The organism is Paenibacillus sp. FSL R7-0179 (assembly GCF_038002265.1).
In the GTDB taxonomy this organism is placed as follows: domain Bacteria; phylum Bacillota; class Bacilli; order Paenibacillales; family Paenibacillaceae; genus Paenibacillus_AQ.
Genome location: NZ_JBBOCC010000002.1, coordinates 3,367,386 through 3,380,223, shown reverse-complemented (window position 1 = coordinate 3,380,223; position 12,838 = coordinate 3,367,386). Strand labels below are relative to the sequence as shown.

General features: G+C 51.1%; 14 protein-coding genes. All 14 read left to right on the top strand.

All coding sequences use genetic code 11. The annotated features are described in order from the left end of the window. Positions 1–77 precede the first annotated feature (77 nt). The 14 genes from MKX63_RS31070 (at position 78) to proS (ending at position 12,705) form a co-directional block, all read left to right on the top strand. Positions 78–866: a FliA/WhiG family RNA polymerase sigma factor gene (locus MKX63_RS31070; RefSeq protein WP_341022658.1), complete on the top strand. Its 789-nt coding sequence runs from the start codon at positions 78–80 to the stop codon at positions 864–866. Positions 867–896: 30 nt separating this feature from the next. After that, on the top strand, positions 897–2,300 hold the full coding sequence (locus tag MKX63_RS31065) for a DUF342 domain-containing protein (RefSeq protein ID WP_341022656.1): 1,404 nt from the start codon (positions 897–899) through the stop codon (positions 2,298–2,300). Between the two features lie 69 nt (positions 2,301–2,369). Continuing rightward, positions 2,370–2,678 carry a hypothetical protein gene (locus tag MKX63_RS31060; protein ID WP_341022655.1) on the top strand — a complete coding sequence of 103 codons (309 nt, stop codon included), beginning with the start codon at positions 2,370–2,372 and terminating at the stop codon, positions 2,676–2,678. A gap of 68 nt (positions 2,679–2,746) precedes the next feature. Next, the gene (locus tag MKX63_RS31055) at positions 2,747–3,319 is read left to right on the top strand and encodes a hypothetical protein (protein WP_341022653.1); all 573 of its coding nucleotides are present in this window, start codon (positions 2,747–2,749) and stop codon (positions 3,317–3,319) included. Further along, complete coding sequence (locus MKX63_RS31050) at positions 3,316–3,918, top strand: hypothetical protein (protein ID WP_341022652.1); 603 nt, start codon at positions 3,316–3,318, stop codon at positions 3,916–3,918. Before MKX63_RS31055 ends, MKX63_RS31050 begins: the two co-directional genes overlap by 4 nt. 161 nt (positions 3,919–4,079) lie before the next feature. Further along, a complete protein-coding gene (rpsB, locus tag MKX63_RS31045) occupies positions 4,080–4,781 on the top strand; it encodes a 30S ribosomal protein S2 (RefSeq protein WP_036692565.1) in 702 nt (233 codons plus the stop codon). Positions 4,782–4,911: 130 nt separating this feature from the next. Then, positions 4,912–5,562: a translation elongation factor Ts gene (gene tsf / locus MKX63_RS31040; protein ID WP_036724710.1), complete on the top strand. Its 651-nt coding sequence runs from the start codon at positions 4,912–4,914 to the stop codon at positions 5,560–5,562. 102 nt (positions 5,563–5,664) lie between these two features. Then, a complete protein-coding gene (gene pyrH, locus MKX63_RS31035; protein WP_341022651.1) occupies positions 5,665–6,393 on the top strand; it encodes a UMP kinase in 729 nt (242 codons plus the stop codon). Beyond that, positions 6,394–6,948, top strand: a complete 555-nt coding sequence (frr, locus tag MKX63_RS31030) for a ribosome recycling factor (RefSeq protein ID WP_341022649.1) — start codon at positions 6,394–6,396, stop codon at positions 6,946–6,948. 78 nt (positions 6,949–7,026) lie between these two features. Continuing rightward, entirely contained in the window at positions 7,027–7,794 is a 768-nt protein-coding gene (locus MKX63_RS31025; protein WP_341022647.1) for an isoprenyl transferase, read from the top strand. Between the two features lie 20 nt (positions 7,795–7,814). Then, entirely contained in the window at positions 7,815–8,618 is an 804-nt protein-coding gene (locus tag MKX63_RS31020) for a phosphatidate cytidylyltransferase (RefSeq protein ID WP_341022645.1), read from the top strand. A gap of 23 nt (positions 8,619–8,641) precedes the next feature. Then, positions 8,642–9,781 (top strand): 1-deoxy-D-xylulose-5-phosphate reductoisomerase, encoded by a 1,140-nt coding sequence (locus MKX63_RS31015; protein WP_341022644.1) that lies wholly within the window; start codon positions 8,642–8,644, stop codon positions 9,779–9,781. 148 nt (positions 9,782–9,929) lie between these two features. Beyond that, positions 9,930–11,204: an RIP metalloprotease RseP gene (gene rseP / locus MKX63_RS31010; protein ID WP_341022642.1), complete on the top strand. Its 1,275-nt coding sequence runs from the start codon at positions 9,930–9,932 to the stop codon at positions 11,202–11,204. 52 nt (positions 11,205–11,256) lie between these two features. Then, positions 11,257–12,705, top strand: coding sequence for a proline--tRNA ligase (proS, locus tag MKX63_RS31005; protein WP_341022639.1), 1,449 nt, complete (start codon positions 11,257–11,259; stop codon positions 12,703–12,705). The last annotated feature ends 133 nt before the right edge of the window (positions 12,706–12,838 follow it).

Below are 12,838 nucleotides of genomic sequence, written 5' to 3'. Positions count from 1 at the left end.
CGAGTGTTGCGGCGAAAGTCCGTCATCTTGCGCCGCATGTTTGCCCGCTGACTAAACTTTGGGAAGGGTGAAAGCCGTTGAACGAGCGTAAAGCAGCTCAGTCGGATACAGATATGCTTTGGGAGCAGTGGAAAGAGCACGGCGATCCTGAAGCTAAAAAAAAGCTGATTGAGAGTTATCTCCACATTGTTGATTATGTGTCCAGCCGTCTGGCAGTAGGACTGCCTAAAAACGTCTCCAAGGACGATTTGGCCAGCAACGGCGTTATGGGACTCATTGATGCCATCGAAAAATTCGACTACAAGCGGGGGCTTCAATTCCAGACTTATGCATCGTGGCGGGTACGGGGAGCAATCCTTGATTCTCTGCGGCAAAGTGACTGGGTTCCCAGATCCGTACGCGAAAAAGCGAAAAAAATCGAGGATGCCTACCAGCAGCTGGAGCAGAAGTATTTGAGATCAGTAACTGATAATGAAATGAGCCAATATCTGAATATTTCGGAAACGGAGTTTCAGACGATGCTGCAGGATGTCGCAGTCATGTCGCTCTGTTCATTGGAAGATCCTATACGCGAAGAGGAATCAGAGACAAGAATGTCCATATTGGTAGATGACAAGGCCAAGAATCCGGACCGTAAAGTGAATGAGTTCTATCTGCGGGATACGCTAACCAAAGGCATCGAGAAACTAACAGTGAAAGAACGGACCGTCGTGTCCCTTTTATATTATGAAGATTTATCTTTAAGCGAGATTGCGGAAGTGATGTCACTGTCTCCTTCGCGAATCTCCCAGCTTCATTCCAAAGCTATTTTGCGGCTAAGAGGCACACTTGAGAAGAACCGGGACCTTCTAATGCAAAATGATTAACCGGGTGACGGTGACAAGGGGGAGCAGAAATTGATCGGTCAATATGTATTGAGCCAATACCTGAGCATTACTTTTTCGGAGGATAAGGGGATCGCTTACCTTCAGTTCACCAAGAAGGATGAGAATTTCACCTGTTCGGTCGAGGACCTTGAGAGCTTCCTGTTCAGTCACAATATTCGTTTCGGTATACAGCATGATATTGTTCAGCGGATTAGCAGTAACCCGGAAGAATATTTCTGGAACCGGGTGCCTATCGCGATTGGACAGCCTGCTGTCAACGGTAAGGACGGCCGGGTTGTGCTGACCGTTGACATGGAGGAGGACCGCAAGCCTCTCGAGAAAGAGGACGGCAAGGTGGATTACAAGGAGTTGGTCCGGCTGCATAACGTAAGGAAGGGCCAGCTTATTGCCAAGGTTATTCCGGCAGAGAACGGCGTGAGCGGCAAAATGGTAACAGGTGAAGAGCTTCCGTTCCGGGCAGGGAAGGAGGCTCATTTCAAGGTAGGCAAGAATGTGGTGGTGGATCAGGAAGAGACCTCCATGTATTCGGCGATTGACGGATTGGTTACGCTGACAGACAAGGGCAAAATCAATGTTTTTCCGGTGTATGAAATCAATGGGGATGTGGATTACAGCACAGGCAATATTGATTTCGTGGGTACGGTGGTCATCCGCGGCAATGTGCTTACCGGCTTCACCGTCAAATCCGCAGGAGATATCCGGGTGGTCGGCGGGGTAGAGGGAGCCGAACTGATATCGGGCGGGTCCATCGAGATTACGGGCGGTATCATCGGTTATAATAAAGGCCTCGTAAGCGCCGGTAAAAATGTTAAGGTCTCGTTCATCCAGGACGGCAATGTTGTGGCAGGGGAGGATATTATCGTTTCCCAAAGCATTATGCATTCCAGCATCCGGGCAGGTCATGATGTGCTGTGCAACGGGGCCAAAGGCTTAATCGTCGGGGGGATCGTACAGGCAGGGGAGCGTGTGATCGCCCGTACCATCGGCAATACCATGTCTACAGCTACAGCGGTTGAAGTGGGCGTTGTTCCAGAGCTGAGAAATGAGATCAACGAACTGCGCCAGGAGCTCCGGCAGCTTCTAGAGAATGAGGACAAGACCAATAAGGCGCTGTATCTGCTTAATCAGCTGGCGAACAATGGGCAGCTGTCGCCGGATAAGGTGGCGCTTCGCGTCAAGCTTAATGCAACCAAGCAATCCCATATGCGTGATGAAAAGAGAATTAAAGAGCGTGTACTGGAGATCGAGCGTATGCTGGAGGACACCGGCAGAGCTAAGGTGGATGTCGTCAAAACGATCTATGGAGGCTCTAAGATCGTAATCGGAAGGTACACCAGGTTTGTCAAAGACCCGACGGAGCGGGTATCCTTCATTTATAGTGAAGGGGATATATCCATAATACCGTATGTATAATCAGGCAGGCAGCCGAGGCGGCCTGCTATTCCTTGATTCTGAAACCAATGACTGGAGAAGAGGGATCTTATGAGTCTGAAACCGGTGGAATTGCAAATTGCGTTGCCCCGTACCCATGATGCGGCCAAAGTTCAGAACAACCTTCAGCAGCGACCTGCACTCGACCAGCAGCAATTGGCAGGCCAGAATGTCAAGCATAGCCAGGAAATCTCGCTGCGCAGCACTGAGGTTGACGAGTCTGCCGAATCGGCCCTGCGGGACGGCGGCAAAGGGAACGGTTCTGGCAGTCAGCCTCAACCCCGCAAGCCGGATAAGCAGGAGAACACCCATGATGCCGAACATCCCTATAAGGGGCACCGTATAGATTTCAGTCTCTGATTGGGACAGAATAACCTCAAATGCAGTTAAGGCATCTTATGAATTAAACGCAGAAGGAGATTACACACTTGGAACCATGGGTATATATTGTGCTGGTAGGTGCAGTTGCTATTGTTTATGCCCTGCGGCTGCCGGCCAGGACGGGCAAGGAAGACTCAGAGAAGAAGAGCCTGAAGGAGACGGAGGCAGCTCTGGAGCTCTACATGGCGGATATCGAGCATGAGAACTCCGAGCTGCTGAAGCTGGTGGGCAGCATTAAGACACAGTCACAGAGCAATAAGGCAGCCCTCCAGGAAGAAATCGCTGTACTGCGGGAGCAGGTGGGCGAGCTGCAGAAGAGCCTGCTGCTGATGGATGCGCGGCTGACTGCGGAAGAGAAGGGTCTGCTTCAGCTGGCCGCCACCTTCTCGCGGGAGGCTTCGCCCGGCCACGCGGAGAAGCCTCAGGGCACAGAGCAGGCAACTGAGGCAGTACCTCCTGTTAAGCCAAGACCCGTGAGCTCCATTAAGCTGCGGTATCCCCGGCTGTTCGAGCTGCATGAGCAGGGGAAATCGATCGACTCTATCGCTAAGACCGCCGGTCTTCAGCGGGGCGAGGTGCAGCTGATCCTGCAGCTTGCCCAGCAGGAGGAATCCGTATGATGAAGAACCGGTTCTTTATGCTGGGACTAGGGATCGGGCTTATAGCCGGAGCGCTGCTGCTGCAGCTGATGATAGCCGGGCGGACGGCGCCGCTGACCAAAGAAGAACTGATCCGGCAAGCGGCTAGCCTGAACCTGACCGTTGTAGATCCGGCAGAAGCTGCTGCAACAGCAACGCCATCGCCGGAGGAGGGTGCCCGGGCCAAGGCTTCCGGTGAGCCAGCAGCAACACCGGCCTCTACGCCTGGTGTTCCGCCCAAGCCGGCCGCAGCGCCAAGCGCCGCAGCGACTCCGGGCAAGCCTTCAGCTCCTGCACAGCCGCAGAGCACCGCAGCACCTGTTACCAAAGCTCCGGCTACGCCTGAAGCACCTGTGGCTGCGGTAGACGGAGTAATCTCTTTGAAGATTCCTACTGGAATTACCCTCTCTCAGACGGCAGATTTACTTGCGGAAGCCGGGGTAATTGAGGACAAGAATAAGTTTCTCCAGACGGCAAACGGCCGTAAGGTGAACACTATCATTCAATACGGCAGCTACAGCTTCACCAAGGGAGAGAGCATCAACTCCATCATTGACAAGCTGATTACCGTAAAAAAGTAATCGTTGCATAGGTTGTTTTATTATGATATATTAATTGACGGTGTTAAAACACACGCCGGTTGATTTCGGTAAGGGGTGCTTTCTTCTGAAGAAAGTCTTGCTGAAAGATGACGCGCGGCGGAGGAGACACACAATAAACCAAAACTAGGAGGTGTGTGAAGATGGCAGTAATCTCCATGAAGCAGCTTCTCGAAGCTGGGGTTCACTTCGGTCATCAGACTCGTCGTTGGAATCCAAAGATGGATCGTTATATCTTCACTGAAAGAAACGGAATTTACATTATTGACTTGCAAAAAACAGTCAAGAAGGTAGAGGAAGCTTACAACTTTGTAAAGAGCGTCGCTGGAGACAACGGCACAATCCTATTCGTAGGAACAAAGAAGCAGGCTCAGGATTCCGTTAAAGAAGAAGCTGAACGTTCGGGTATGTTCTTCATTAACCAGCGTTGGCTCGGGGGTACCCTGACTAACTTCCAGACCATTCAGAAGCGTATTGACCGCCTGAAGAAACTGGAAGCATGGGAAGAAGACGGTACCTTTGCAGTATTGCCTAAGAAAGAAGTTATCCTTCTCCGCAAAGAGAAAGATCGTCTTGAGAAATTCCTGGGCGGTATCAAGAACATGAAAGGTCTTCCAAGCGCGCTGTTCATCATTGACCCGCGTAAAGAGCGCATTGCAGTAGCAGAAGCTCGCAAATTGGGTATTCCTATCGTAGCTATCGTTGATACTAACTGCGATCCGGATGAAATTGACTACGTAATTCCAGGCAATGACGACGCTATCCGCGCCGTGAAGCTCTTGACTGGTAAAATGGCTGATGCTGTTGTTGAAGCTCATCAGGGCGAAGACACAACTACAGCTTAAGTAGCAACCGGAACATAAAATGAGAACTTAAATGAAAAAGGGTGGTTGGCAGGTGGATAACCTCTCACTGCCCTTTTTTTAAAATGCAAGCAAGTGCATGACAACGAATATGACCCTGGAGGGAATAACAATGGCAGTAGATGCAAAAGCAGTGAAGGAACTTCGCGAAAGAACAGGGGCAGGAATGCTCGATTGTAAAAAAGCTCTGGAAGAAGCAAACAACGATATCACCAAAGCAGCTGAGTTGCTTCGCGAAAAAGGTTTGTCCGCAGCAGCAAACAAAGCAGGACGTATTGCTACTGAAGGTACTGTAGAATCCTATATCCACGCTGGCGGCCGTATTGGCGTTCTGGTGGAAATTAACTGCGAAACTGACTTCGTAGGCAAAACGGATTCCTTCAGAGAATTCGCACGCGATATCGCTATGCAGATCGCAGCAGCGAACCCGCTGTATGTTCGCCGTGAAGAAGTACCTTCTGCAGACGTTGAGAAGGAAAAAGAAATTCTTAAGGCACAAGCGCTGAACGAAGGCAAGCCTGAGAAGATCGTTGAAAAAATGGTGGAAGGCCGCATCAGCAAGTTCTATGAAGAATATTGCCTGATGGAGCAATCCTTCGTTAAAGACCCGGATAAGACAATCTCCCAGCTGCTGAATGAAAAAATCAGCACAATCGGCGAGAACATCACCATCCGCCGCTTCGTTCGTTTCGAACTGGGTGAAGGTCTTGAGAAGAAAGTCGACAATTTTGTAGAAGAAGTTATGGCACAAGTAAAACAATAATAACTGCAGGTCATTGAATAAGAACTGAATACAGGCAAGCATCAAAAGAGCGGAACACATACAAGTAGTGTTCCGTCTTTTGCAGAAAGTGAGGGTATACAATTGGAACAACCGGTATTTAAGAGAGTGGTCCTTAAGGTAAGCGGTGAATCGCTCGCCGGACAGAATGGCTATGGCATCGATGCCGATACGATCATCTCTATTGCAGAGCAGGTCAAGGAAGTCGTGGAGCTTGGAGTTCAGGTTGCGATTGTATGCGGCGGTGGCAACATCTGGCGCGGAATCGCCGGAAGTGCAAGCGGTATTGACCGGGCAACGGCCGATTATATGGGGATGCTGGCCACTGTGATGAACTCGCTGGCATTACAGGACGCTCTGGAGCAGATTGATGTCCCTACCCGGGTTCAGACCTCTATCGCCATGCAGCAGATCGCTGAGCCCTATATCCGCCGCCGGGCGATCCGGCATCTGGAGAAGGGCCGCGTAGTTATTTTTGCCGCAGGGACAGGGAATCCGTTCTTCTCGACTGATACTACGGCAGCGCTTAGAGCAGCCGAAATTGAAGCCGAGGTTATCCTCATGGCCAAGAATAAGGTAGACGGCGTCTACTCAGCAGATCCGTTCAAGGACAGCACGGCTGTCAAATACGAGCAGCTGACTTACATGGATATTCTGAACAAAAACCTGGGGGTTATGGATTCTACCGCTTCCTCACTCTGCATGGATAATAATCTACCGCTCATTGTGTTTGCTATTACAGAGCAAGGCAATATTAAACGCGTCGTTCTCGGTGAAAAAATCGGGACGATCGTTAAAGGGAGTGTAAATTAAATGCCACAATCGGTTAAGAAGAATGCCGAAGAGCGTATGGAAAAAGCGATTCTCTCGCTGAAACGCGACTTGGCAACACTGCGGGCAGGACGCGCTTCGACGTCGCTGCTGGATCGCATCCAGGTTGAATATTACGGTGCTCCAACTCCGATCAATCAGCTGGCTAACATCAGCACACCGGATTCCCGGACCCTGCTGATCCAGCCGTGGGACAAAACCTCAATGTCAGACATCGAAAAGGCGATTATGAAATCCGACATCGGGATTACACCTGCTAATGACGGTACAATCATCCGCCTGTCGATTCCTCCGCTTACTGAAGAACGCCGCACTGAGCTGGTGAAGTTCACCAAGAAGTTCGGTGAAGAAGCTAAGGTAGCGATCCGCAACATCCGCCGCGATGCCAACGATGACATCAAAAAGATGGAGAAGAACGGCATTTCTGAAGATGAGTCCCATGGACATCAGGAAGATATCCAGAAAACAACGGATAAGTTCATAGCTGAAGTCGACAAAGTGCTCTTGTCCAAAGAAAAAGAGATTATGGAAGTATAACGAAATTCATGAGACTTCAGGCCCCTCCGTTAATGGTGGGGTTTGTCTCTTTCTGATAAGAGCTTGGAGGAAACGGAAATGATCAAACGGATTCAAGAATGGCTGAGCCGTAAAGACAGGCAGGAGCCAGTCGAGATTTCACCGGATAATATTCCCCGGCACATAGCGATAATTATGGATGGCAACGGTCGCTGGGCGAAACGGCGCGGTATGCCCCGGGTTGTAGGCCATCAGAACGGGATGAAGGCAGTCAAACGTGCTACGATTGCAGCGAACGACCTCGGAGTAGAATTTTTGACTCTGTACGCTTTCTCTACGGAGAACTGGAGCCGGCCGAAGGATGAAGTGGATTTCCTGATGCGTCTCCCCGTTGAATTCCTGGCGATTGAACTGGACGAATTAATTGAAAAGAATGTGCAGGTTCGCGTTATGGGTGATACCGACTCGCTGCCTTCCCATACGCGCAAGGCGATGGAAGAAGCTGTGGCCCGTACCCAGAGCAATACCGGACTTATTCTGAATTTTGCACTTAACTATGGCGGCCGTAAAGAAATTGAGGATTGTATGCGCGGCATGGGCAGGGATATTCAGGCAGGAGTCCTGTCTCCTGAAGAGATTACTTCAGAGCTGATTGACAGCAGGCTGTTATCCGGGGGGTTACCTGATCCTGACCTGCTGATCCGCACCAGCGGTGAAATGCGGCTAAGTAACTTTATGCTGTGGCAGGTCGCGTATAGTGAATTTTGGTTTACGGATGCTTACTGGCCGGAGTTCGACAAGTCGCATCTGATGCAGGCTGTGGCTGAATATCAGCGCCGCACACGCCGTTACGGTGGATTGAAGTAGCCTGATGGGAGAGGGATTCTTTGAAGCAGCGATTGATTACCGGAATTGTTGCCGGGGCCTTGTTTTTAGGGTTATGCTATTGGGGCGGCTGGCCGTATCAGCTGATGCTGACTGCCATGGCCCTCATCGGCTATTATGAATTTGTGAAAATGACAGGTACAGCAACCTTCGGACTGACGGCTGTATTTGGTTATGCCTCTGTTGTAGGCTTTATGATTCCTTGGGACCTCCTGGAAATGAAAAAACTATTCTCCTGGGAACAGGGGATATGGCTGGTATTGCTGCTGTTCCTGCTGGTCACTGTGTTCAGCAAGAATAAGCTGGATATCAAAATTACCGCAATGATGTTCACAGGCATTGTTTACATAGGGATGGGGTTCTCGTATATGGGAATCGCCCGCGGTGCGGGTGATGGCCATGGCCTCTTCTGGACGATCCTGCTGCTGTGCTGTATATGGGGCAGTGATGCCGGAGCCTATTTTGTCGGCAGAAGCTTCGGAAAGAACAAGCTGTGGCCTGCAATCAGTCCTAACAAGACTATTGAGGGTGCTCTTGGTGGAGTGGTAATTTCTGCTGTCATATCAATTGTGTTTGCCATAGTAGTTCCTGATCTGCTGACCATCCTACGCGCGCTGCTAATTGGAATTGCCTGCGCGGTGCTGGGTCAACTCGGAGATCTTGTACAATCTGCCTATAAACGGGTGTACGGTATTAAGGATTCAGGCTCACTTTTGCCGGGTCACGGAGGCATCCTGGACCGCTGCGACAGCTGGATCATCGTATTTCCTTTCGTACATATCGTAATGCTGATGCCTTACTATTAACGACAGGGAGAAGGAAAGCAACTGTGAAAAGAATTAGTATTCTCGGCTCCACGGGTTCCATCGGTACCCAGACGCTGGATGTGGTAGCTATGCATCCGGAAGCTTTTGAAGTCGATGGACTGGCGGCGGGAAGTAATATTTCGCTGCTGCTGGAACAGGTCCGCCGCTTCAGGCCACGCCGTGTATCGGTCTCCACGAAGGAGCTTGCAGAGGAGATCAGATCCAGTCTGCCTGCCGGTGTGGAGCTGTATAGCGGAAGTGAAGGTCTGGTGGAGATTGCTGCCGGAGGCGATGCACAGACGGTCGTAACTGCGCTTGTAGGCAGTGTGGGGCTTCAGTCCACACTTGCGGCGATTGAAGCCGGCAGACATATTGGACTGGCTAATAAGGAGACACTGGTGACCGCCGGACATCTGGTTACAGAGCTTGCTGGACGCAAAGGCGTGAAGCTGCTGCCAGTTGACAGCGAGCATTCAGCAATTTTTCAATGCTTAAATGGCGAGAACCGTAATGATGTAGCTTCAATTACCATTACAGCCTCTGGTGGCTCGTTCCGTGATTATAAGCGTGAACAGCTTACGAATGTTACCGTAGCGGACGCACTGCGTCACCCCAACTGGAGCATGGGGGCCAAGATTACTATTGACTCGGCAACCATGGTTAACAAAGGCCTGGAAGTTATTGAGGCCCACCATTTGTTCGCCCTTCCCTATGAGCAGATTGATGTGGTGCTGCATCCGGAGAGCATCATTCACTCGTATGTGGAGTTCTGCGACAGCAGCATTATTGCTCAGCTTGGGACTCCTGATATGCGGGTTCCCATTCAATATGCACTCACCTATCCTGACCGCTGGCCGTCTCCTGCGAAGCGCTTGTCCCTGGCTCAGGTGGCCAGCCTGACCTTCCGGGAGATGGATTATGAGCGCTATCCGGCACTGAAGATGGCCATTGACTGCGGTATTGCGGGCGGCACATTTACAACAGCCTTTAATGCAGCCAATGAGGTCGCCGTAGCCCGCTTCCTGCGCGGTGAGATTCCCTTCCTGCGGATTGATGAGATTATTGATGAAGTGCTTCAGCGCCATCAGAATGAGGCGAACCCTGGTCTGGAACAGATTCACAGTAGCGATATAGCTTCCCGGGAGCTTGCGGCTTTCCTGTAAAGGGATAAGAGGCACTTTATAAACGGTGAATATGGCTGTACCCTGAAAAATAGGTGTGGACTGTTGATTCTCTTGTGCCCTGCCTTGGAATAATGATAAATTAAGAGGACATACTTCGGTCTTACACCTTAAGGGGGAATGTTGCGCTATGGAGATGGTAAGAGTTGTTTTTTTAACGGTGTTTATGTTCTTTGTTCTGGTGACTGTCCATGAATGGGGGCATTATTATTTTGCCAAACGCGCCGGAATTCTTGTACGGGAATTTGCGATCGGTTTCGGTCCGAAACTGTTCTCTTATAAACGCGGTGAAACCCAGTTCACGCTTCGCTTGCTGCCCTTCGGGGGATATGCCCGTATGGCCGGCGAAGACCCGGAGATGGTTGAGATCGGCCCCGGGCAGACCATTGCCGTCCGGCTGGGCCAGGATAATAAGGTGAAGAATATTTACCTTGATTCCCTGGATACGCGCAGAAATGTTATACGCGGCGAAGCGCAGTTCACGGATCTGGAGAATGAACTGAAGATCCGCCTTGATGTAGATGGTGAAGTGACCACCTATGATGTGAATCCGCAGGCGATGATGATCAAGGGCACCCAGCAGACACAAATTGCGCCGAGGGACCGCCAGTTCGGCAGCAAAACCGTCGGCCAGCGGGCGATAGCCATCCTGGCCGGTCCGGTGATGAACTTCATTCTGGCGTTTGTGCTGTTTGCCCTTCATCTGCAGATGGCTGGAATTCCGGTGGAGAATCCCACCTATGTGAAGATCGGTGATGTCAGCTTAGGCATGCCTGCGCAGGAAGCTGGTCTTCAGAAGGGCGATATCGTCGTCACTGTGGACGGGCAGGCCATCGGCGGAGATTACCAGAAGATGATCAAGCTGACCTCGGCCTCCAAAGGCAAAGAAATGAACTGGACGCTGAAACGCGGTGAAGAGACCTTCAGTGTGACCATGGTTCCCCGGGGAATGGAAGGGGAGCAAGGCGGCAAGGTTGGAATTACGCCGGAGCTGCCTACCCGCAAGGCCGGAGTGGGCGAGACGATTACCAAGTCAAGCAAGGCTATGGTGGACACCACGGAGTTAATCTTTGTCGGCTTCAAGCAGCTGATCAACAAATTTAATATGGATGATATTTCCGGGCCGGTAGGCACGTTCCAGTTGACCGGACAGATTGCCCAGCAGGGAATTCAATATCTGACTTATTGGGCAGCAATTCTCAGCCTGTACTTAGGGATCTTTAATCTGCTGCCGATTCCTGCATTGGATGGCAGCCGGCTTGTATTTCTGGGCGTTGAGGCACTGCGCGGCAAGCCGGTAGACCCGAGCAGGGAAGGCATGGTCCACTTTGTAGGCTTTGCCCTGCTGTTCCTGGTGATGATCGCTGTTACGTATAATGATATTTTACGCCTCATAAGCGGCTGACGGATGTCATATCATTTTTATCCCGTGATAATTAATAGGAGGATTTCTTCACATGGCCAAAGACAAGCAGTTCGTTACAGAGATCACGCCGCAGGGCGAGGATTTCTCACGCTGGTATATCGATGTTATCAAAAAAGCGGACCTGATGGATTATTCACCGGTCCGCGGCTGTATCGTATTCAAACCGGACGGCTATGAAATCTGGGAGCATATTCAGGAGGAGATGAACCGCCGCCTGAAGGCTACCGGCCACCGGAACGCCTACTTCCCGTTATTCATTCCCGAGAGCTTTTTCCAGAAGGAGAAGGAGCATGTGGAGGGCTTCAACCCGGAGCTGCCTTGGGTCACTGAGGCCGGAGGCGATGTGCTGGAAGAACGTCTGGCCATCCGTCCTACGTCCGAGACCATGTTCGGCCATATGTATTCCAAGTGGATTCAGTCTTACCGTGACCTTCCGGTGTTAATTAACCAATGGGCCAACGTGGTCCGCTGGGAGAAACGTACCCTGCCGTTCATTCGTACGACGGAATTCCTCTGGCAGGAAGGCCATACCGCGCATGAGAATGAGGCGGAAGCACGCGAAGAAACGATGAAGATGCTGGAGAACTACCGCGACTTCGTGGAGACTTTTCTGGCTATTCCGGTAGTGACCGGACAGAAGACGCCATCCGAGCGGTTCGCCGGTGCGGTGGATACGTATTCCATTGAAGCGATGATGAAGGATGGACGGGCCGTTCAGGCTGCTACCTCGCATTACCTGGGCACCAAGTTCGCAGTTGCTTTTGATATCCAATATCTGAACCGGGAGAATGTACTGGAACATGCACATACCACCTCATGGGGCTCTACCACGCGTCTGATCGGTTCCCTCATCATGGTGCATGGTGACGACCGCGGACTGGCTCTGCCGCCGAAGGTAGCGCCTACGCAGGTGATTATGATTCCAATCGGACCGCCTAAGACCCGCGAAGCGGTCATCGGACGTACCGATGAACTGTTTGGTGAACTCAAGAGTGCCGGAATCCGTGTGCGCGTAGATGACCGTGCCGATGTAACCCCGGGCTGGAAGTTCAATGAATATGAAATGCGCGGCGTTCCTGTCCGTCTGGAGCTTGGACCGCGTGATATGGAGAATGGAGTCTGTGTGCTCGTATCCCGGATCAGCGGCGAGAAGAAGGTCATTCAGCAGGAGAACCTGGTTGAAGAAGTGAATGCTATGCTGGAACAGGTCCACCAGGAAATGTACGAGCGGGCACTGAAATTCCGTGAGGACCATTTCTATTCCGTAGATACACTTGAGCAGATGAAGGATTCTATGGAGGAGAAACGCGGCTTTGCGCTTGCAGGCTGGTGCGGCTCTGAAGAATGTGAGGATAAGGTCAAGGAAGAGACCGGTGCAGGCAGCCGTAATATTCCGTTCCACCCGTCAGAAACGAAAGAGACCTGTATTTGCTGCGGCAAACCTGCTCAGCACACGGTTGTATTTGCCAAAGCGTATTAATCGGCAGACATATATTTGTTAATTTTTATATCAGCTTCTGGCGAGAGGAGTCGGCGGGCCGCAAGTACCCAATGCTTTTCAAGCCGGAGGCTTTTTCTTACAATTGAGTGAGCGAGTGATTATATTAGACTGA